Raw genomic sequence first — 20,693 nt, forward strand, 5'->3', positions numbered from 1 at the left:
TATAATAAAAACACATTTTTCACACTTATATCATTTTGCACATTCCTAAAAAATCTTACCGCTTATTCTTTTTTTATTATATAATTACGAAACAAAACTTAATTAAACCAAAATAAAACTTTTTATGTCAAAACGAAATACGCAACAGCGTCGTCATTTAATTGCTACTCTTGTTCAAGAACAAGGGGAAGTAAGTGTTGAGCAATTATCGGAACTGTTTGAAACCTCTGAAGTCACAATTCGTAAGGATTTAACGACACTTGAAGAAAGTGGTGTATTGTTGCGTCGTTATGGTGGTGCCATTAGAATCCCTTCTGAATTTATTGATGATCAACATATTGAATATATTTCGAAACAAAAGAAAGCAATTGCAAAATTGGCGGCAGGTTGTATTCGTGAGCATAATCGTATCATTATTGATAGCGGTAGTACGACTGGGGCGTTAATTCCTTATTTGAATCAAGCGGGGCTAGTTGTGATGACAAATTCCCTAACTCTCGCTTCTGAATTAACCGCATTAGAAATTGAACCGACTGTATTGATGACGGGCGGAACATGGGATGCTCGCTCAGAATCTTTTCAAGGAAAAGTCGCTGAAACTGCGTTGCGATCTTATGATTTTGACCAACTTTTTATTGGTGCTGATGGTTTAGATTTAACAAGAGGCACCACAACTTTTAATGAGTTAGTTGGACTTAGTCAGGTAATGGCGGAGGTTTCTCGTGAAGTCAATGTGATGATTGAATCACAGAAAATGGATAGAAAAATGCCAAATGTAGAATTAGTGTGGGATCAGATTGATCGTGTCATTACCGATAATCAAATTGACGTACAAGTAAAAAAAGAGCTTGAGCAAAAAGGGATTGAAGTCTTGGTTGCTCAAGTTTAATAATTTTAAATATAACAAATAAAGGAAAAGTAAAACTATGTGTGGAATAGTCGGTGCAGTAGCACAACGTGATGTGGCAGATATTTTAGTTGATGGGTTACACCGTTTAGAATATCGTGGTTATGATTCAGCAGGCGTAGCCGTACTTAATGCAACAACTAAAGAAATAAAAGTTGTTCGTCGAGTCGGTAAAGTAAAAGAATTGGAAAATGCTGTAGCTGAAAGTGAGGTAACAGGTGGAACTGGAATTGCTCATACTCGTTGGGCAACACACGGTGAACCAAGTGAAATGAATGCTCACCCACATCAAAGCGGTAAAATTACTGTGGTACATAATGGTATTATTGAAAATTATGAAGAACTACGTGTAGCATTAAAAGCGAAAGGCTATGAGTTTTTATCACAAACGGATACCGAAGTAATCGCTCACTTAGTAGAATGGGAATTACGCTCTTCAGAAACCTTACTAGAGGCAGTAAAGAAAACAGTTAAACAGCTACGTGGTGCTTATGGTGCGGTAGTAATGAATCAAGATGAACCAGAGCATTTGATTGTTGCTCGTTCAGGTAGCCCATTAGTCATTGGTTTAGGTGTAGGTGAAAACTTTATTGGTTCAGATCCTTTGGCACTATTGAGCGTTACCCACCGTTTTATCTATTTAGAAGAAGGCGATGTGGCTGAAATTACACGTAAAACAGTGGATATTTTTGATAGTGAAAATAATCCTGTAGTACGTGAAATTCACGAATCTCATTTTGAACAGGATGCAGCAGATAAGGGGCAATATCGCCACTATATGCAGAAGGAAATTTTTGAGCAGCCTGTTGCGATTATCAATACCCTCGAAGGGCGTATTACCAATGGTAAAGTAAATATTGACGCAATGGGGAAAAATGTCGATAAAATCTTGGAAAAAGTAGAACATATTCAAATTGTAGCTTGTGGTACCTCTTACAACGCTGGAATGGTGGCTCGTTATTGGTTTGAATCGATTGCGGGAGTAAGTTGTGATGTGGAAATTGCGTCTGAATTCCGTTATCGCAAATTTGTGACTCGTCCAAATAGTTTATTGATTACTTTATCACAATCAGGAGAAACCGCAGATACCTTAGCTGCATTACGTTTAGCGCAACAATCAGGTTTTATGTCTTCAATGGCCATTTGTAACGTAGCAAGTTCATCATTAGTGCGTGAATCTGACTTTGCCTTTATGACAAAAGCAGGCATAGAAATTGGTGTTGCGTCAACCAAAGCTTTTACTACACAATTAACTTGTTTATTACTATTAACGGCAGCAATCGGGCGTTTAAAAGGTACTGTAAGCGAAGAACAAGAAAAACAAATTGTGCAATCTTTACAACGATTACCTGCACAAATTGAAAGTGCCTTAGTCTTTGATAAAGAAATTGAAAAATTATCACAAGATTTCGCAGAAAAACATCATACCTTATTCTTAGGGCGTGGCGAGTTTTACCCAATCGCAATGGAATCAGCATTAAAATTAAAAGAGATTTCTTATATTCACGCAGAAGCTTACGCAGCAGGCGAACTAAAACACGGCCCATTAGCGTTAATTGATAGCGATATGCCAGTGGTGGTGGTTGCGCCTGAAAATGATTTATTAGAAAAAGTAAAATCTAATATTGAAGAAGTCAGCGCCAGAGGTGGACAACTTTATATTTTTGCTGATAAAGATGCAGGTTTTGTGAATGTAGATAACTTTAAAACAGTGGTTATGCCAAAAGTAGATAAAGTTACCGCTCCTATTTTTTACACCGTACCGTTACAGCTACTTTCTTATCATATCGCCTTAATTAAAGGGACAGATGTCGATCAGCCTCGTAACTTAGCGAAAGCGGTAACCGTTGAGTAATAAATAATTGGTTGAATAATTAACCATACTAAGCGGTACGATGAATACAAAAATTTGCAAATTTTAGTTTGTATTATTCGTACTGCTTTTTTTATCTTGATGAATTTTCCATAGCATTCTGGCATCTAAATTTGATGAAGATACCATAGTCAAAAAGACGGCTGCACCAAAGAATACCGCAGCACTTCCTACGGAAAAGCTAATAATTTGTCCCCTCTCTACTAGTGACATCATTAGTGCTAATACAAATAAATCCAACATTGACCAACGTCCCACAAAATGCACATAGTGTAATAATTTCATTTGAATATTAATATTGTGAGCCCAACGATAATGAATCGCTAATAATAGATACAAAATAATCGCCACTTTACTAAAAGGAACTGCGATACTCGCAATAAACACTATGGCTGCTACAGTATAGCTTCCCATATCCATAAAAGTGATAACGCCCGATATAAGCGAATCAGAGGATGTAGAACCTGCAAAGGCAGCACTGGATATAGGAAGAATATTGGCAGGGATAAGCATAATGATTCCTGCGATCAACGTTGCCCATACTCGTTGTAATTTTATACTATCAGAAATAGTTAAGTTACTTTCACAGCGAGGGCAACGTAATCGTCCTTTTAAATCAACAATATTTTCATCAAATGTGTATTCACACTCAGGACAGAGTGTTATAGAACCACATTGTTCTGAGTGCAAAACGTGGTATTCAGGGTAAAAATCCTTCCAGAGTTGATGAGGATTAATTTTGATAAACAATAACGTAGTTAAAATTGTTGTAATGACAAAAGAAGAAAGATAAATATCAAAATAAAGATCAGCATATTCTCTCACTTTAAACGCAGCAACCGCTAAAGCAACTAAGTAAACGTCTAACATTACCCACTGTTGAATTTTAGACAGCAGTAATAATGTATAGCGTGGACGTTGTTTGAATAAACGTTGCAGGGCAACAATTATAACGAGTAAAGCAAAGGAACAAGGCATAATCACTGAGCATAACAACACCATAAAAGCAGTAATAGAATAGCCAGACGTTGCCATTTTCCAAATCCCGCCCCAAACAGAAGCGTAAATAGGCATTCCGAGAAGATCAATATGCATTAAAGGGAAAATAAGTGCAAAAGGAAGTAAAATAAGGATTGTAATAGCTAAAATAGCACAGCGATTTAGCTTCCAATATTGTCCTTGCTTAAGAACTTCATTACAATTTGGGCAACAAGCGGTATCATTGTGAGTGGTTTTTACCATTTTCACCATCGTATGACATTCTTTACAGCGTTGTAAGTAATTAAAATCTCGTTCCATTATAATTTTCGTTATAAAATTTGCTATTATTGTCTATGATATAACAACTTTTGCAAGTAAGTTCTAAAAAATATTATTTTCCCTTTGACTATTTGGCTTTCTATCTGTAATATTCGCACCCTATGAAAACGGTAAAACTACCCTTAACAATTAATCCTAAAAAAGATGCTCAGCATCGATTAGATTATGAAGGCATTTTTATAAAATCCTCCTTAAATCGATTGGGTGAACTTGTTAGTAATGTGCTAAGTGATGCACAAATAAAACTCTCGCTAAGCATAGATCCTCAAGGATTGACTGTACTTAAAGGTACAGCAAAAGTTGATGTTGAATTAGAATGCCAGCGTTGTAGTAATCCATTTTCACAAACACTAGACTGTACATTTAGTTTCAGTCCAGTATCAAATATGGATCAGGCGGACAATTTACCCGAAATTTATGAACCAGTGGAATTAAATAAATTTGGTGAAATAAATTTACTAGATACTATTGTAGATGAATTGATACTCAATATCCCTCTAGTCCCGAAACATAGTGATGAACACTGTGAAGTGTCCGTGGCGGATATGGTGTTTGGAGAAATTCCTGACGAGGAAGAAAAAAAACCAAACCCGTTCGCTGTATTAGCTAACTTAAAAAAATAATCTAGATTATAGGAGTATGGCCAATGGCTGTTCAACAAAACCGTAAGACTCGTTCAAAACGTGGTATGCGTCGTTCACACGATGCTTTAACAACTGCTGCAGTATCTGTAGATGATCGTGGTGAAACTCATTTACGTCATCACGTAAGTGCAGATGGTTTCTATAAAGGTCGTAAAATTAAGTAATTAATTTATCCACTTTATAAGAATGAGAAAAAACGAGGACAGATGTCCTCGTTTTTAGTTTTAGTAAGCACACAATTAAAAAACAATAGTTAAAATTTGCTGAAACAGCATTTAATTCTTGTTAGAATTAGACAAAATTAATATTCTTAAATTTCGAGAAAAATATGTATAGCAGAATTTTATCAACAGGTAGTTACTTACCTAGTCAAGTTCGTACTAATGCCGATCTTGAACAAATGGTTGATACATCAGACGAGTGGATTACACAGCGAACAGGAATCAAAGAACGTAGGATTGCAGCGAGTGATGAAACCGTTGCAACAATGGGTTATGAAGCCGCAAAGAAATGTGTTGAAATGTCATCTATTGATCCTAATGAGATCGATTTAATCATTGTTGCTACCACTACATCAAGTCACTCTTTTCCTAGCTCTGCTTGCCAAGTACAAAAAATGTTAGGTATTGAAAATGCCATTTCGTTTGATGTAGCAGCAGCTTGTTCTGGCTTTGTGTATGGATTAAGTGTTGCAGATCAGTTTATTAAAACAGGACAGGTAAAAAAAGCCTTAGTGATTGGTGCTGATATATTTTCACAAGTATTAGACCCTAATGATCGTACTACCGTTATTTTGTTCGGTGATGGTGCAGGAGCAGTAATTTTAGAAACCTCGGAAGAGACAGGTATTTTATCTACTCACTTACACGCAACAGGAAAAAATGCCGATGTGCTTACGCTAGAATGCCCATCACGTTTACCACATTGTGATCCTGCTTATTTAGAAATGCTAGGTAATGAAACATTTAAAATTGCGGTGCGAGAATTAGCAAATGTTGTAGAGGAAGCGTTAGTTCATAATCAATTAGATCGTAGTGAGATTGATTGGCTTGTACCTCATCAAGCAAATTTACGTATTATTACCGCTACCGCTAAAAAATTAAAAATGGCAATGGATCAGGTTGTATTGACTCTTGAGCGTCACGGTAATACTTCAGCCGCTTCTATTCCAGCTGCTTTGGATGAAGCTGTTCGAGATGGTCGTATTCAGCGAGGACAAATCTTATTATTAGAAGCCTTTGGTGGCGGTTTAACTTGGGGATCAGCACTGATTCGTTTTTAAATAGAACAAATTAAAACAATGACAACACAAAAAACATTTGCAGATAAAAAGCGTAAAACCGTTGAACAAGCAGAATTTACAGAAGATGGCCGTTATAAACGTAAGGTACGCAGTTTTGTATTACGTACAGGGCGTTTAAGTGAACGACAACGTAAAATGATGAATGATAATTGGAAAATCTTTGGATTGGATTATCAACAGACCCCTTTTGATTTTAATGCTATTTTTGGTAATGATAATCCTGTTATTTTAGAGATTGGTTTTGGGATGGGAAAATCTCTGGTAGAGATGGCAGAACAAAATCCTGATAAAAACTATATTGGGATAGAGGTTCATACACCAGGAGTCGGAGCGTGTATTGCTTATGCCGTTGAGAAAAATGTCAAAAATCTGCGAGTTATTTGCCACGATGCCACCGAAATTCTACGTGATAGTATTGCCAACTCCTCATTACAGGGTCTACAACTTTATTTTCCTGATCCTTGGCATAAATCTAAACACCATAAACGCCGTATTGTACAACCTGAATTTATTACTCAAATTTTGGAAAAACTAACAGATTCTGGTTTTATTCATTTTGCAACTGATTGGGAAAACTATGCGGAATGGATGTTAGAGGTTTTACAACAATTTCAAACAAAGCTAGTGAATCAATCTCCTACCAATGACTATATTCCTCGACCTGATTTTCGTCCTTTAACCAAGTTTGAAGAGCGAGGTAAAAATTTAGGTCATAATGTGTGGGATCTCTATTTTATTAAAAAGTAACAATCTTAAGTCAAAAACTCACTGGCTCAATAAGAATAAGCTTAGAGCCAGTGGTAATACAATAAAAACGTTTAAAGCAATGAAACATTAAGATCGGATGATGAACCCACTATTCTTACACGTTTACCCGCTACAAAACCCGCTTCTTTTTTCTGAACAACAACGATTTCTTTACCATTATCTTTACGGATAACCAGTTCCATAGAGTCAACTTGATTCATTTTTTGTTCTGCTTTAGTACCAATAACCGCTCCTGCAATAGCACCTACAGCGGCTGCAACATCACGTCCTTTTCCACCGCCAATAGTCGAACCAAGCACGCCACCTAATGCACCACCGCCAATGCCTCCAACAACTCCTTCACTGCGAGCTTGAATTAAAACATCACGAACAGCAACAATTTTTCCATAACTAATTGAACGTGCTTCTTTTGCTTGAGAGCCAGTATAAACATTACCACCGTACACATCTTGATTTGCACAGCCCACGATACCAACACTTGTAATGAGTGCAAAAGTTAAACCTAATTTTTTCATTTAATTTTCTCCTAAAATGAATACTAAAATACACTTTTAGTAATAAACAGTGCATTATTGCATTAATTAAGACAATAATCACTCATTTGAGTTTTTTATTGCAAAACAAGCGGTAAGATTGTCGAAAATATTTGCAAATTTTAGTATCATATCATCCGATTTGGACAAGTTAAAAATTAATAGGTTATAACAATGAATATTCAACAAATTTTATCAAAAAAAATTCAATCCGCAATGGTTCTAGCTGGTGCGGAACAAGATTGTAAAGCTGTCATCCGTCAATCTGGAAAACCACAATTTGGTGATTATCAAGCCAATGGAATTATGGGGGCAGCAAAAAAATTAGGTTTAAACCCTCGTGATTTTGCTCAAAAAGTATTAGAACAAGTAAATTTAGAGGGTATTGCTGAAAAATTGGAGATTGCAGGTCCTGGATTTATCAATATTTTCTTGAAAAAAGAGTGGTTAGAAAAAAATGCTGAAAAAGCATTAAGTAGTAAAAAATTAGGTATTGAGTTAAATCAACAACAAACAGTTGTGGTGGATTATTCATCGCCAAATGTAGCAAAAGAAATGCACGTAGGACATTTGCGTTCAACGATTATTGGTGATGCTGTCGTTCGTTCATTAGAATTTTTAGGTAATAATGTTATTCGAGCTAATCACGTAGGTGATTGGGGAACACAATTTGGTATGCTGATCGCTTATCTTGAAAAAATGGAAAATGAGAATGCCACAGCGATGGAATTAAGCGATTTAGAAGCCTTTTATCGTGATGCAAAAAAACATTATGATGAAGATGAAGTTTTTGCAGAAAAAGCACGTAACTATGTGGTGAAACTACAACGTGGTGATGAATACTGCCATACGATGTGGCGTAAACTGGTTGATATTACAATGTTCCACAATCAGCAAAATTATAATCGTTTAAACGTTACCCTTACGGAAAAAGATGTAATGGGTGAAAGTTTATATAATCCTATGTTACCTGAAATTATGGAAGATTTAAAAGCACAAGGATTAGCGGTAGAAGATAAAGGTGCTTATGTTGTTTTCCTCGATGAATTTAAAAATAAAGATGGCGATCCACTAGGTGTGATTGTCCAAAAGCGTGATGGCGGATTTCTCTATACTACAACAGATATTGCTGCCGCAAAATATCGTTGCCACACATTGAAAGCAGATAGAGCATTAGTTTTTTCTGATTCTCGTCAAGCTCAACATATGCAACAGGCTTGGTTAATTACACGTAAAGCAGGCTATGTACCAGATAGTTTCAGTCTTGAACATCATTATTTTGGAATGATGTTAGGTAAAGATGGTAAACCATTTAAAACACGTGCGGGTGGTACAATTAGATTAGCGGATCTTCTTGATGAAGCAGAAACACGAGCAGATAAACTTATTTCAGAAAAAAATCCGAATTTAACATCAGATGAGAAAAAAGCAGTAGTAGAAGCAATTGCTGTAGGTTCTGTGAAATATGCAGATTTATCGAAAAACCGCACAACTGACTATATTTTCGACTGGGATAATATGTTAAGTTTTGAGGGTAATACAGCACCTTACATACAATATGCCTATACACGAGTTCGCTCAATTTTTAACAAAGCAAATATTAATCCTGATAGTCTTGAAGGAACGTTAGCTTTATTGGAAGATAAAGAGCGTTCACTGGTATTAAAATTATTACAATTTGAAGAGTCAGTCACAATCGTTACAAAAGAAGGGACTCCTCACGTTCTTTGTCAATATCTTTATGAGTTAGCAGGTACTTTCTCTACATTTTATGAAGCTTGCCCAATTTTAAATGCTGAAGAAAATGTAAAACAAAGTCGTTTGAAACTGGCTTATTTAACGGCTAAAACCTTGAAACAAGGATTAGATCTGTTAGGTATTAAAACAGTTGAAAAAATGTAGTCCCTACGTAGCTTATTAAATTATAGCATTACAATAAAAAACCGTATGATATCAAAATATCAATACGGTTTTTTTATATTCAGTAGTAATTAGATAGTAAATGAGGAGCCACAACCACAAGTTGAACTCGCATTAGGATTATTTACCACAAAGCGAGAACCCTCTAACCCTTCAATATAATCAACTGTTCCACCAATTAAATATTGTAAACTCATTGGATCCACAACAAGCCCAACATTTTGATTTTCAATGGTTAAATCTCCATCGTTGACAGCTTCATCAAAAGTAAAACCATACTGGAAGCCACTACAACCTCCACCTGTAATATAAACTCGCAAGCGGAGGTTTGGATTGTCCTCACCCTCAATTAGACTCTTTACTTTATTCGCCGCTGCATCAGTAAAGATAAGAGGAACATTAATCTCGCTCATAAGAAACCCCACTAAATTTAAAATTAATGGAGCATTATCCAACAATTAAAAGGTTCAATCAACCTTTGAATGAAAACAATACATACTTTGCTTAACAAGCGGGTAGAACAACCATAAATGTGTAGCCATTGATTTTTATAAATTAATAGTAATTATGTAATAGAAGTGTTGATTTGTACTAATTATAGATACTATTAAGAAAAGCTTATGCTTCGACAGGCTCAGCAACCGCTGTCTTTTGCTCCCTGAGCTTGTCGAAGGGTTTTCTGCGTAATGCAAGGGAATATTAATAAATATCAAGTTAAAGCAACTTATTGATTTTATTAAATTTTAAACTCTATCTCGCTCTGAAAAAGCGGGTAGATGTGATAAAAAATTTGCAAATTTTTAATTAAAGTATTCTAAATTAAATCTACAAAATACCTGAATAAATTGGAGGAAATTTAAACCGTTAAAACGAAAAAAAACGGTTAAAATAATTATATTTTTAACCGTTTTTTATATCTTTTATACTAGCTTTACAAATGCTTTAATTAATGTACACCGTGCATACGTTTTTTCAAGAATTTAGACATTGCTAGAATAACCACTGCTGCTCCTACTGGAATAATAGTAAAGAGTAGGAAGAAGCCTGATAATCCCATTGACTCATTAAGTGAATCGATAGCACTTGCTGTATAACCAGATAATAGATTACCGATAAATGCTGCAAATAACCAAACACCAAACATTAAACCAACAAAACGTTTTGGTGATAATTTACTTACATAAGATAAACCAATTGGTGATAAACACAACTCACCCATTGTATGTAAGAAGTAAGCAGCAATTAGCCAGAACATTGATACTGATGCAGCATCAACACCTGATTTAATACTCATTGAACCATAAGATAAGAAACCAAATCCTGCGCCTAATAATACCATTGCAATCGCAAATTTTACTGGACCTGATGGATTAAATTTTGTTTCCCAAATCTTAGATACCAACGGTGCACAAGCAATGATAAAGAATGAGTTTAAGATACCAAACCAAGACGAAGGTACTTCAATCTGATCTGTTGAACTGAACTCACCATATAATTTCCAAATAACAATTCCCCAAATAATCACAAAGCTTACCATTAAGAAGCTGTTAGATACTGGAATTTTTGAGAAAGTTTGTTTTACGAGTAATCCTAGAACCCAAGTAACAATAATAACTGGCACTACTGTTAAGAAGAAGTTTACCCATACGAAAAGTGTAGCCCATTCACCAACTAAAACACGTTGGGTATAGTCTTTTGCAAAGATAGTCATTGATGAACCCGCTTGTTCAAATGCCCACCAGAAAACAATAGTAAATAAAGCAAAGACACCCACCGCAATTAAGCGATCTTTTTCTTTTAATGTAAGGGTTTCTTTTGTTACTTCTGTCGTTTCTGTATCTTTAACCTCAACTTTTTTGTGTAGAGCACCAATTTTTCCAAATAATGCTTTAGAGAAGTAGAATTGTAGTAAACCGAATAACATAAAGATACCCGCTAAACCGAAGCCATAAGACCAACCCACAGTTTCACCTACATAACCACAAAGCATAATACCTAAAAATGCACCAGCGTTAATCCCCATATAGAAAATGGTATAAGCACTGTCTTTTTTCGATTCTTTTTTATAAAGATCACCCACCATTGTAGAGATATTTGGCTTAAATAGCCCATTACCCAATACAAGTAAAGTTAATCCAAGATAGAATGTCCACTCACCAATTTCTATTGCAAGAGATAAATGCCCCATTGTCATTAACAATGCACCTGCAACAATGGCAACTCTCGCCCCTGTTAAACGGTCAGCAATATACCCCCCAATCAACGGAGTAAAATAAACCAGTGAACTGTACCACGCATATAACACACCTGCATCTTCACGAGACCAAGCCCAACCACCTTCATCTAATGCAGAAACTAGGAAAAGTACTAATAACGCACGCATTCCATAGTAACTAAAACGTTCCCACATTTCAGTGAAAAATAAAACAAACAATCCTGCTGGGTGATTTAACACCTTAGGATTAATCTTATTGTCAATAGTCACTTCCGACATAATTTAAACCTCCTAAATAATTATATAGTTATAAATTCGCATAAATTATCTTAATTTATTATAAAAAACAAGTCAGTACCTCTTATTTTTCCAGTTAAATTTATGAGCGAGATCATACTTTTATCATTTATATTCTCATAAAGACCATATTTTTGTTTTTTCTCTAGAATAATTTCTTAAAAAATAATTATCAACACAGCATAACCTTATTTCTATATCATCAAGAAAAAAATCAACCTACTTCTGATTTAATTATTTACAAAGTGATTATTTTGTAGTAGAAATGTTATCTTAAAGTAACTGTTGCAACATATGTTACAGTCAAAGCAAATAAGAAAACGCAGTTTTTTACCAATTTACAGGATATAAAAATGAAATTACTCGAAGTAAAAGATTTGAATGTTTACCTCAAAACGGACGATGCACTTGTACATGCCGTGCAAGGAATATCCTTTGATGTAGAGAAGGGACAAACATTAGGCATTGTAGGAGAATCTGGCTCAGGAAAATCTGTTACTTCAATGTCCATTATGCAATTACTTCCAGAAAATATCGTCTCTTATGGAGATAATTCTGAAATTATTTTCGAAGAACAATCTATTTTAACGCTTTCAGAAAAAGAAATGCGAGATTTGCGTGGTGGGCGTATTGGTATGATTTTCCAAGAACCAATGACCTCACTAAATCCTTTTATGCGAATTGGCACTCAAATTATAGAGTCAGTCATCACTCACCAACCTCACTTATCTAAAAAAGAAGCAAAACAATTAACACTAGATACCTTAAATATTGTAAAAATTCCAGATGCAGAAAAAAAAATGGCCTGCTATCCACACGAATTTTCAGGTGGTCAACTTCAAAGAATTATGATTGCAATGGCGATTATCAATAAACCTGATTTGTTAATCGCAGATGAACCTACTACAGCACTTGATGTGACGACTCAGGCTGAAATTTTAGATTTGATGTTAGACATTCAGAAAGAAATGGGGATGGCGATTATCTTAATTTCACACGATCTACGTCTTATACATAAATACAGTAATGATGTTTGTGTTATGCAAAACGGTAAAATTATTGAAAAAGGTAATACTGATGACGTATTTAACCATCCTCAACATTCTTATACACAAGAATTATTAAATCCTATTCCAGACACTTTAAAACCAGCACCAGATGAAGATGCAAAGGATCTCATTGTACTAGAAAATGTTGATGTGAATTATGTAGTAACACGTTCGTGGCTTGGAAAACCTAAAAAAGTATTTAATGCCGTTAAAAATATTTCACTTAACTTAAAAAAAGGTGAAACACTCGGTATTGTGGGTGAATCAGGCTCAGGAAAATCAACGCTGGGACGTGCGGTTATGCAAATTTTAGATTATACAGGTGATATTTATTTTGATAAACGTGACATTCCCCTCCTTTCAAAAGAAGATCGTCAAGCGTTGAAAAAAGATATGCAAATGGTCTTCCAAGACCCCTTTAATTCACTTTCACCTCGTTTAACTATAGGTGAAATTATTGGTGAAGGTCTATTAGTACATTTTCCTAAAATGAGTAAACAAGAACGCCGTGAACGAGTGATGAAAATGTTAGAAGAAGTAAATTTATCTCCTTCGATGATTAATCGCTATCCACACGAATTCTCAGGTGGACAACGTCAGCGTATTGCCATTGCACGTGCAATGATTTTAGAGCCAAAATTTGTATTACTTGATGAACCAACTTCAGCACTCGATCGCTCAACGCAATTAACCGTTATTGAGTTATTAAACAGCTTGCAGAAAAAATATGACTTAAGCTATTTGTTTATTAGTCACGATCTATCTGTTGTTAAAGCATTAAGTAATCACGTAATGGTAATGCAACAAGGTGAAGTAGTAGAAAGTGGGGACACACAACAAATCTTCCATAATCCTCAGCACCACTATACTCAACATTTGATTGAGGCCTCTAATTTATAGAAAATAAATGGCAATTTTCTTATTTAAAAGCAATAAATTAAAACTTATAACCTCGGTGTAAAGCAACAATACCTGCACTGAGGTTATAATAGTTAACGCTCTCAAAGCCAGCTTGCTCCATCATCTCTTTTAATTCTTGCTGTTTTGGATGCATTCGGATAGATTCAGCCAAGTAGCGATAGCTTTCACCATCATTCACTACCGTCTCACCAATTTGAGGTAAAATATTAAAAGAATAGAAATTATAGGCTTGACCAAGAGGGTCAAAAATAGGTTTTGAAAACTCCAATACTAATAAACGCCCACCAGGTTTAAGTACTCGATACATTGAACGCAGTGCTTTATCTTTATCTGTGACATTGCGTAATCCAAAACTAATAACAATACAGTCAAACGTATTATCTGCAAAAGGTAACATTTCTGCATTAGCTTGTACATAACTTACGTTACCTACAATACCTAAATTGCGTAGCTTCTCACGTCCAACTTCTAACATTGAGCTGTTAATATCCGCCAATACAACTTCACCTGACTCTCCAACCAAACGAGAAAATTTAGCACTAAAATCCCCTGTTCCGCCAGCAAGATCAAGAACTTTTTGCCCTCTTCTTACACCACTACAATCAATAGTAAAGCGTTTCCATACTCGATGAATCCCAAAAGAAAGTAGATCATTCATTAAATCATACTTTCCTGCAACACTATGAAAAACGTTAGCGACCAATTGCTGTTTTTCTTCTTTTGCAACAGTTTTAAACCCAAAGTGTGTGGTTTCCGATGTATCGCTGTGACTTTGCTGTGATAAATATTGATTAGACTCTTTCATTTGCTTAATTCTTAATAAAAAAATAATCATCACTTTAACAAAAAAATAATCGCATTTCCTCAATATTTTGCAAATTTTTCATATGAAGTGACCGCTTAAAAAGCAATATTTTTATATTTTTCCATTCTCTAATGCTGTTTAAAGCGTTACAATAGGCGGATTTTTAAATTTAATATAAAGGATTCTCAATGAAAATTACTAAAAATTCTGTACCAAGTATTGCCTATCAAGTTCGTACTCAAGAAGGGGTGTTAGTTGATGAAGCACCAACTAATCAGCCTTTAGACTATTTACATGGTCATCAAAACCTTGTAGTTGGTTTAGAAAATGCACTGCAAGGTAAAGCTGTGGGAGATACTTTCGAAGTTCGAGTAAAACCAGAAGAAGGCTACGGTGAATATAATGAAAATATGGTACAACGTGTACCTAAAGAAGTGTTTCAAGGTGTTGATGAATTAGAAGTAGGTATGCGTTTTATTGCAGATACTGATATTGGCCCTTTACCTGTTGTGATCACAGAAGTAGATGAAACAGAAGTTGTGGTTGATGGTAACCATATGCTAGCAGGTCAAGAGTTATTATTCAGTGTTGAAGTTGTTGCAGTACGTGTTGCAACAGATGAAGAAATTGCTCATGGTCACATCCATCAACAAGAAGGTGGTTGTTGTGGACATAATCACGATGATGATCACGAATGTTGCGGTCACGATCACGATGATGATCACAAATGTTGTGGTGATCATAAAAAAGAAAAACAAAAAGGTAAAAAGGGTAGCTGTGGTTGCGGCTGTAAACATTAGAGGTAATAATGGCTGAACGTAAATATTTCGGTACCGATGGTATACGAGGAACAGTGGGGCAATCACCTATTACGCCAAAATTTATTTTAAAACTAGGTTGGGCTGCTGGTAAAGTACTTGCAACACAAGGTTCTCGAAAAATATTAATTGGTAAAGATACTCGTATTTCTGGCTATATGATTGAAGCGGCGTTAGAAGCAGGGTTATCTGCAGCAGGGCTTTCTGTTGCATTTACAGGGCCAATGCCAACACCCGCTATTGCTTATTTAACCCGTACTTTCCGAGCAGAAGCAGGAGTCGTAATTTCTGCTTCTCATAACCCTTATGAGGATAATGGTATTAAATTTTTCTCATCAAATGGGGAAAAATTACCTGATGAAGTTGAAGAGGCCATTGAAGCAATGCTTGATGAACCAATGGATTGTGTCGAATCATCAAAACTGGGGATTGCAAGCAGAATTACTGATGCCGCAGGACGCTATATTGAATATTGTAAGAGTACCTTTCCATCAGAATTAAGTTTAACTGGTTATAAAATTGTTGTAGATTGTGCTAACGGAGCGACCTACCATATTGCCCCAAATGTGATACGTGAACTTGGTGCTGAAGTAATTGAAATTGGTACAAAACCTAATGGTATGAATATCAATAAAGAAGTTGGTGCTACTGATATTAGAAAGCTCCAGCAGACAGTACTTGAAACCAATGCTGATGTAGGTTTAGCTTATGATGGTGATGGGGATCGTTTAATTATGGTCGATCACCTCGGAAACAAAGTTGATGGCGACCAAATTATTTTTATTATTGCTCGTGAAGCCTTACGTGCAGGTAAATTAAAAGGTGGAGTCGTTGGCACATTAATGAGTAATATGAGCCTAGAAAACGCATTGCGTACACTTTCTATCCCTTTTGTACGAGCTAATGTGGGCGATCGCTACGTATTAGAACAACTAAAAGAAAAAGGTTGGAAACTTGGAGCGGAAAATTCAGGGCATATTATTCTTTTAGATAAAAACACAACTGGTGATGGTATTGTTGCCTCTCTGGAAGTATTAGCAGCAATGGTATCACACAAATTAAGCTTAAATGACCTTGCAGAAGCAGTTCCACTGTATCCACAAGAACTTATTAATGTGAAATTCAGTGGTCAACATAATCCATTGGAAACGGCTGAAGTACAAAGTATTACTCAAGATGTCACAAAACGCCTTGAAGGTAAAGGTCGAGTATTACTGCGAAAATCAGGTACTGAACCATTAATTCGAGTAATGGTAGAATGTATCGATGCAAACTTAGCACACCAATGTGCAACAGAAATTGCAGAGGCAGTAAAACGTAATTAAATAACTCATCTAACGCTAAGACTACTCTTAGCGTTTTTCTTTTTTATTTTAGAGGTTAAAAAATAAAATGGATCAACTTTCAATGAAAAGAAAAGCCGCAGAGGCGGCATTAAAATATGTCAAACCAGATACTATTATTGGTGTCGGTAGCGGTTCAACCGTAAACTGCTTTATTGAAGCACTAGGTACTCTCGACTTTCCTATTGAAGGAGCAGTGGCTGCTTCAAAAGAGTCCGAAAAACGCTTACAAGCATTAGGTATCGAAGTGTTTGACGCTAACCAAGTGTCAGCTCTCGATATTTATATTGATGGTGCTGATGAAATTACGCCTCAAGGTTATATGATTAAAGGTGGCGGAGCAGCATTGACGCGTGAAAAAATTGTCAGTTCATTAGCAAAAAGGTTTATCTGTATTGTGGATAAATCAAAACAGGTTGATGTATTAGGCTCAACCTTTGCTTTACCTGTCGAAGTAATTCCAATGGCTCGCTCTTATGTAGCTCGTCAATTAGTTGCATTAGGTGGTTCACCTGAATATCGTGAAGGTGTCATAACAGATAATGGAAATGTCATTTTAGATGTGTATAATTTTAACATTATTGAACCACTAAAAATGGAACACACCATCAATAATATTGCAGGCGTTGTCACCAATGGTATTTTTGCTCAACGATTTGCGAATATCACTATTGTGGGTACGCCAGAAGGTGCTAAAATAGTCGAATAATTAATTGTTTTCCTTACCTTTCTCCATACACAGGAAAAAGGTAAGGTCAGAAGTTCAAAAAATAATAACAGGATATAAATAATGCAAACCACTACTTCTCTTGATAAATCAAAAATTAAATTTGTACTCCTTGAAGGTGTTCACCAAAATGCTGTTGATGTATTAACATCATCTGGCTATCAAAATATTCACTACTATAAAGAAGCGCTCGATGGTGATGAATTAATTGAAGTCATTAAAGATGCTCATTTTGTAGGCATCCGCTCTCGAACGCAATTAACAGCAGAAGTATTATCCAAAGCAACTAAATTAGTCGCCATCGGCTGTTTTTGTATTGGAACAAATCAAGTAGATATGAATGCTGCAAAATTATTGGGTATTCCTATTTTTAATGCGCCTTTTTCAAACACTCGCTCTGTAGCAGAGTTAGTATTGGCTGAAATTATTTTATTACTACGTAAAGCCGCACAAGCCAATATGGAAGTACATCGTGGATTATGGAATAAATCAGCCGAAGGTTCTAACGAAGTACGTAATAAAAAATTAGGCATTATCGGTTATGGGCATATCGGTTCACAATTAAGCATTATTGCAGAATCTATTGGTATGCAGGTTTATTTTTATGATATTGAAAATAAATTGCCACTAGGCAATGCAAAACAAATGGGTAGCTTAGAAGAATTACTCTCATTCTGTGATATTATTTCTCTTCACGTACCTGAAAATGCCTCTACCAAAAATATGATTAATGCTCGACGCATTGCTCAGTTTAAACAAAATGCCATACTCATTAATGCAGCACGTGGTACAGTGGTTGATATTGATGCCCTCACAGAGGCTTTAGCTAGTGGTAAATTACGAGGCGCAGCTATTGATGTTTTCCCTATTGAACCAGCCTCTAAAGATGAACCCTTTACATCACCGTTATGCCAGTTTGACAACGTCATTTTAACACCTCATATTGGTGGTTCTACAGCAGAAGCTCAGCAAAACATAGGAACAGAAGTTGCCAGTAAATTTGTTAAATACTCAGATAATGGTTCCACACTTTCTGCCGTAAACTTCCCTGAGGTTTCTCTGCCTGAACATAGTGGTACAAAACGACTACTACATATTCACGAAAATAAACCTGGAATAATGAATGAGATCAACAAAATATTTGTTGAAGAAAATATGAACATCGCCGCTCAATATCTCCAAACAGATGCTCAAACAGGTTATGTTGTTATTGATGTTGAAACCAATGATGTTTCAAAAACACTGGCTAAATTAAAGTTAATTGATGGTACAATTAAAGCTCGAGTACTATACTAATTACGAACTCAAATAAGCGGTATGATTCCATTAAAAATTTGCAAATTTTAAAAGTGCCCCCAAAGTTGGACAGAATTTTGGGGGTACTTTATTATGCTAAATAATCACTATTTTTCTAAAGGCCATAACCAAGCAGCACCACGCACACCGCTAGAGTCACCGTGTATTGCTTTTTTAATCGGTGTTTGAAATTCACGACCAAAGATATAATCATTCATTAAACGTGGTACGTTGGTATATAAACGTTCAATATTGCACACACCACCCGCAAAGACGATAACATCAGGATCTAATACGTTAATATATTCTGCCAATGATTTTGCTAAACGTCTTTCATAGGCTTGTAGAGATTGTTCCGCAATCGGATCACCTTGTTCAGAAAGTTTAACAATTTCATGACCTTTCAAGAGATTTCCTGAGCGTCCTTCATAATCTGCACATAAACCTGTCCCTGAAATAAATTGCTCAATACACCCTGCTCTACCACAATGACAAGCTCTACTTTCCATCACTGCTTTTTCTTCTTCATCTGCCCAAGGCAATGGATTATGCCCCCACTCTCCCCCAATACCGTTTGCACCATTGTGAGGTTTACCATTGATTACAATACCAGAACCACAACCTGTACCTAAAATTAAAGCGAGAACAATATCTTTTCCTGCCCCAGCGCCATCCGTTGCTTCTGAGACTGCCATACAGTTAGCATCATTGGCGATACGAATTTCACGTCCTAATAAATTCTCTAAATCTTTATCTAAATATTGTCCATTTAACCACGTAGAATTAGCATTTTTTACTTTACCCGTAAAAGGCGAAATCGTACCCGGAATACCCATTCCCACTGTACCTGTTTGCCCTGTTGCTACTTCAGCATCATCAACTAGACCTTTAATAGCTTTTAAAGTATCTGGATAAGAACCTTGTGGCGTTGCCACTCTTTTTCTAAATAATTCCTCACCTTGATCGGATAGAGCAATCACTTCAATTTTTGTACCACCTAAATCAATCCCAATTCGCATAACATTCTCCTTATATTCAAATAATTATTAAAAACATTTTTTGTAAGCAGTCACTTTTTTATGATTTTTTGCAAATTTTTATCACAATCATACCGCTTATATTAACCTAATAGACCGAATACAATGCAATATAAAGCAATACTTTATCTGCTGTATTTGATAAATTGAGCCCTGTAATCTGAACAATTTTGTTTAATCTGTATTCCAAAGAGTTACGATGAATATTTAACATATTCGCTGTACTCACCGACTGCATATTATTTTCAAACCACGTAAACAACGTGTTTCTTAGTATGCCGTTTTCATCTGCCTCTTGTAATTTTTGCATAATACAATCTAATTCTTCTTTCTCCCAGCTCTGTTTTAATTTCTCAAATAAAATAGGAAGAATAAAATCTTGATAAATATGTGTTTTTTTATCTGGATATCGCATTTTTCCTACCTGTAATGTTACTTTAGCTGTTTGGTAAGAAGTAGCAATATCAGGGATGGCATTGTGTTGCTCTACATAACGACCTATCGCAACAGTAACAGTAAAATACGGATCTTCAATATAATTGATCAACTGTTGCAAAGAAGTAATATGTTGATTCAAATCCCACTTATCATCACTATTTAATGCAGGTGCTAATAATACTAATTGAGAAAAAGAGTGTTGAATGACAAGATTTTGCTTATTTTGTGCGATTAGCCACTGTTGAACTATTTGAGTTCTTTCAGCCATCACCTCAAGAGTGTCACTCTCCATTTCAATGATACAAACTATACGGGGAGACGTTAAATCAATGTCTAAATAGTCTGCCCACTTCATTGTTTCAGACGTTATCTCTTTAGAATGCAATAAAGTGGAAATTAACGTTTCAGTTAAACTGGCTTTATAAGTAAACATTTTTAAATTTGTATGATGGAATAATAGGCTGATTATATTATATAAT

Annotated in this window: 19 protein-coding genes; 12 read left to right on the plus strand and 7 right to left on the minus strand. The window is 35.6% G+C overall.

All coding sequences use genetic code 11. From position 1 onward, the window contains the following. Positions 1 to 124: 124 nt before the first annotated feature. The gene (locus tag A6B44_RS09370) at positions 125 to 889 is read left to right on the plus strand and encodes a DeoR/GlpR family DNA-binding transcription regulator (protein ID WP_090920681.1); all 765 of its coding nucleotides are present in this window, start codon (positions 125 to 127) and stop codon (positions 887 to 889) included. 37 nt (positions 890 to 926) lie between these two features. Then, entirely contained in the window at positions 927 to 2,762 is a 1,836-nt protein-coding gene (glmS, locus tag A6B44_RS09375; protein WP_090920685.1) for a glutamine--fructose-6-phosphate transaminase (isomerizing), read from the plus strand. A 63-nt stretch (positions 2,763 to 2,825) separates the two neighbouring features. Here glmS and A6B44_RS09380 read toward each other — a convergent pair whose 3' ends face one another. Continuing rightward, the gene (locus A6B44_RS09380; protein ID WP_090920689.1) at positions 2,826 to 4,079 is read right to left on the minus strand and encodes a paraquat-inducible protein A; all 1,254 of its coding nucleotides are present in this window, start codon (positions 4,077 to 4,079) and stop codon (positions 2,826 to 2,828) included. A 122-nt stretch (positions 4,080 to 4,201) separates the two neighbouring features. Here A6B44_RS09380 and yceD point away from each other — a divergent pair, with 122 nt between their 5' ends. The 4 genes from yceD to trmB all read left to right on the plus strand — a co-directional run bounded on the left by yceD (position 4,202) and on the right by trmB (position 6,794). Next, entirely contained in the window at positions 4,202 to 4,723 is a 522-nt protein-coding gene (yceD, locus tag A6B44_RS09385; RefSeq protein WP_090920693.1) for a 23S rRNA accumulation protein YceD, read from the plus strand. Between the two features lie 23 nt (positions 4,724 to 4,746). Continuing rightward, on the plus strand, positions 4,747 to 4,908 hold the full coding sequence (rpmF, locus tag A6B44_RS09390) for a 50S ribosomal protein L32 (RefSeq protein WP_090920695.1): 162 nt from the start codon (positions 4,747 to 4,749) through the stop codon (positions 4,906 to 4,908). A gap of 164 nt (positions 4,909 to 5,072) precedes the next feature. Continuing rightward, positions 5,073 to 6,026, plus strand: coding sequence for a beta-ketoacyl-ACP synthase III (locus A6B44_RS09395; protein WP_090920698.1), 954 nt, complete (start codon positions 5,073 to 5,075; stop codon positions 6,024 to 6,026). An 18-nt stretch (positions 6,027 to 6,044) separates the two neighbouring features. Beyond that, positions 6,045 to 6,794: a tRNA (guanosine(46)-N7)-methyltransferase TrmB gene (trmB, locus tag A6B44_RS09400; protein WP_090920701.1), complete on the plus strand. Its 750-nt coding sequence runs from the start codon at positions 6,045 to 6,047 to the stop codon at positions 6,792 to 6,794. Between the two features lie 71 nt (positions 6,795 to 6,865). On the opposite strand, the gene A6B44_RS09405 is transcribed toward trmB, so the two are convergent. After that, positions 6,866 to 7,330 carry an outer membrane lipoprotein gene (locus A6B44_RS09405; protein ID WP_090920704.1) on the minus strand — a complete coding sequence of 155 codons (465 nt, stop codon included), beginning with the start codon at positions 7,328 to 7,330 and terminating at the stop codon, positions 6,866 to 6,868. A 192-nt stretch (positions 7,331 to 7,522) separates the two neighbouring features. Between A6B44_RS09405 and argS the strand changes: the two genes are divergently transcribed. Beyond that, positions 7,523 to 9,250 carry an arginine--tRNA ligase gene (argS, locus tag A6B44_RS09410; RefSeq protein ID WP_090920707.1) on the plus strand — a complete coding sequence of 576 codons (1,728 nt, stop codon included), beginning with the start codon at positions 7,523 to 7,525 and terminating at the stop codon, positions 9,248 to 9,250. 89 nt (positions 9,251 to 9,339) lie between these two features. Here the strand turns inward: argS and erpA are convergent, their stop codons facing one another. Together erpA and A6B44_RS09420 are read right to left on the minus strand one after the other, a co-directional pair. Next, positions 9,340 to 9,681, minus strand: coding sequence for an iron-sulfur cluster insertion protein ErpA (erpA, locus tag A6B44_RS09415; RefSeq protein ID WP_090920710.1), 342 nt, complete (start codon positions 9,679 to 9,681; stop codon positions 9,340 to 9,342). 533 nt (positions 9,682 to 10,214) lie between these two features. Further along, entirely contained in the window at positions 10,215 to 11,762 is a 1,548-nt protein-coding gene (locus A6B44_RS09420; protein WP_090920712.1) for a peptide MFS transporter, read from the minus strand. A 371-nt stretch (positions 11,763 to 12,133) separates the two neighbouring features. Between A6B44_RS09420 and A6B44_RS09425 the strand changes: the two genes are divergently transcribed. After that, positions 12,134 to 13,729 carry an ABC transporter ATP-binding protein gene (locus A6B44_RS09425; protein WP_176673513.1) on the plus strand — a complete coding sequence of 532 codons (1,596 nt, stop codon included), beginning with the start codon at positions 12,134 to 12,136 and terminating at the stop codon, positions 13,727 to 13,729. Positions 13,730 to 13,766: 37 nt separating this feature from the next. On the opposite strand, the gene ubiE is transcribed toward A6B44_RS09425, so the two are convergent. Next, the gene (gene ubiE / locus A6B44_RS09430) at positions 13,767 to 14,555 is read right to left on the minus strand and encodes a bifunctional demethylmenaquinone methyltransferase/2-methoxy-6-polyprenyl-1,4-benzoquinol methylase UbiE (RefSeq protein WP_090920802.1); all 789 of its coding nucleotides are present in this window, start codon (positions 14,553 to 14,555) and stop codon (positions 13,767 to 13,769) included. Positions 14,556 to 14,743: 188 nt separating this feature from the next. Here ubiE and slyD point away from each other — a divergent pair, with 188 nt between their 5' ends. The 4 genes from slyD to serA all read left to right on the plus strand — a co-directional run bounded on the left by slyD (position 14,744) and on the right by serA (position 18,739). Then, on the plus strand, positions 14,744 to 15,355 hold the full coding sequence (gene slyD, locus A6B44_RS09435) for a peptidylprolyl isomerase (protein WP_090920716.1): 612 nt from the start codon (positions 14,744 to 14,746) through the stop codon (positions 15,353 to 15,355). An 8-nt stretch (positions 15,356 to 15,363) separates the two neighbouring features. After that, complete coding sequence (gene glmM, locus A6B44_RS09440; protein WP_090920718.1) at positions 15,364 to 16,698, plus strand: phosphoglucosamine mutase; 1,335 nt, start codon at positions 15,364 to 15,366, stop codon at positions 16,696 to 16,698. 67 nt (positions 16,699 to 16,765) lie between these two features. Continuing rightward, positions 16,766 to 17,425, plus strand: coding sequence for a ribose-5-phosphate isomerase RpiA (gene rpiA / locus A6B44_RS09445; protein ID WP_090920721.1), 660 nt, complete (start codon positions 16,766 to 16,768; stop codon positions 17,423 to 17,425). A gap of 81 nt (positions 17,426 to 17,506) precedes the next feature. After that, on the plus strand, positions 17,507 to 18,739 hold the full coding sequence (gene serA / locus A6B44_RS09450; RefSeq protein ID WP_090920724.1) for a phosphoglycerate dehydrogenase: 1,233 nt from the start codon (positions 17,507 to 17,509) through the stop codon (positions 18,737 to 18,739). A 107-nt stretch (positions 18,740 to 18,846) separates the two neighbouring features. On the opposite strand, the gene mak is transcribed toward serA, so the two are convergent. Together mak and A6B44_RS09460 are read right to left on the minus strand one after the other, a co-directional pair. Next, complete coding sequence (mak, locus tag A6B44_RS09455) at positions 18,847 to 19,758, minus strand: fructokinase (protein ID WP_090920727.1); 912 nt, start codon at positions 19,756 to 19,758, stop codon at positions 18,847 to 18,849. 106 nt (positions 19,759 to 19,864) lie between these two features. Then, on the minus strand, positions 19,865 to 20,647 hold the full coding sequence (locus tag A6B44_RS09460; protein WP_176673514.1) for a helix-turn-helix domain-containing protein: 783 nt from the start codon (positions 20,645 to 20,647) through the stop codon (positions 19,865 to 19,867). Between the last annotated feature and the right edge of the window lie 46 nt (positions 20,648 to 20,693).

Origin of the sequence: Pasteurella skyensis (genome assembly GCF_013377295.1) — a bacterium.
Lineage (GTDB): Bacteria > Pseudomonadota > Gammaproteobacteria > Enterobacterales > Pasteurellaceae > Phocoenobacter > Phocoenobacter skyensis.

Coding starts and splice junctions, on each gene's coding strand:
- A6B44_RS09370 (WP_090920681.1), top strand. CDS start 125: ATGTCAAAACGAAATACGCAACAGCGTCGTCATTTAATTGCTACTCTT.
- glmS (WP_090920685.1), top strand. CDS start 927: ATGTGTGGAATAGTCGGTGCAGTAGCACAACGTGATGTGGCAGATATT.
- A6B44_RS09380 (WP_090920689.1), bottom strand. CDS start 4,079: ATGGAACGAGATTTTAATTACTTACAACGCTGTAAAGAATGTCATACG.
- yceD (WP_090920693.1), top strand. CDS start 4,202: ATGAAAACGGTAAAACTACCCTTAACAATTAATCCTAAAAAAGATGCT.
- rpmF (WP_090920695.1), top strand. CDS start 4,747: ATGGCTGTTCAACAAAACCGTAAGACTCGTTCAAAACGTGGTATGCGT.
- A6B44_RS09395 (WP_090920698.1), top strand. CDS start 5,073: ATGTATAGCAGAATTTTATCAACAGGTAGTTACTTACCTAGTCAAGTT.
- trmB (WP_090920701.1), top strand. CDS start 6,045: ATGACAACACAAAAAACATTTGCAGATAAAAAGCGTAAAACCGTTGAA.
- A6B44_RS09405 (WP_090920704.1), bottom strand. CDS start 7,330: ATGAAAAAATTAGGTTTAACTTTTGCACTCATTACAAGTGTTGGTATC.
- argS (WP_090920707.1), top strand. CDS start 7,523: ATGAATATTCAACAAATTTTATCAAAAAAAATTCAATCCGCAATGGTT.
- erpA (WP_090920710.1), bottom strand. CDS start 9,681: ATGAGCGAGATTAATGTTCCTCTTATCTTTACTGATGCAGCGGCGAAT.
- A6B44_RS09420 (WP_090920712.1), bottom strand. CDS start 11,762: ATGTCGGAAGTGACTATTGACAATAAGATTAATCCTAAGGTGTTAAAT.
- A6B44_RS09425 (WP_176673513.1), top strand. CDS start 12,134: ATGAAATTACTCGAAGTAAAAGATTTGAATGTTTACCTCAAAACGGAC.
- ubiE (WP_090920802.1), bottom strand. CDS start 14,555: ATGAAAGAGTCTAATCAATATTTATCACAGCAAAGTCACAGCGATACA.
- slyD (WP_090920716.1), top strand. CDS start 14,744: ATGAAAATTACTAAAAATTCTGTACCAAGTATTGCCTATCAAGTTCGT.
- glmM (WP_090920718.1), top strand. CDS start 15,364: ATGGCTGAACGTAAATATTTCGGTACCGATGGTATACGAGGAACAGTG.
- rpiA (WP_090920721.1), top strand. CDS start 16,766: ATGGATCAACTTTCAATGAAAAGAAAAGCCGCAGAGGCGGCATTAAAA.
- serA (WP_090920724.1), top strand. CDS start 17,507: ATGCAAACCACTACTTCTCTTGATAAATCAAAAATTAAATTTGTACTC.
- mak (WP_090920727.1), bottom strand. CDS start 19,758: ATGCGAATTGGGATTGATTTAGGTGGTACAAAAATTGAAGTGATTGCT.
- A6B44_RS09460 (WP_176673514.1), bottom strand. CDS start 20,647: ATGTTTACTTATAAAGCCAGTTTAACTGAAACGTTAATTTCCACTTTA.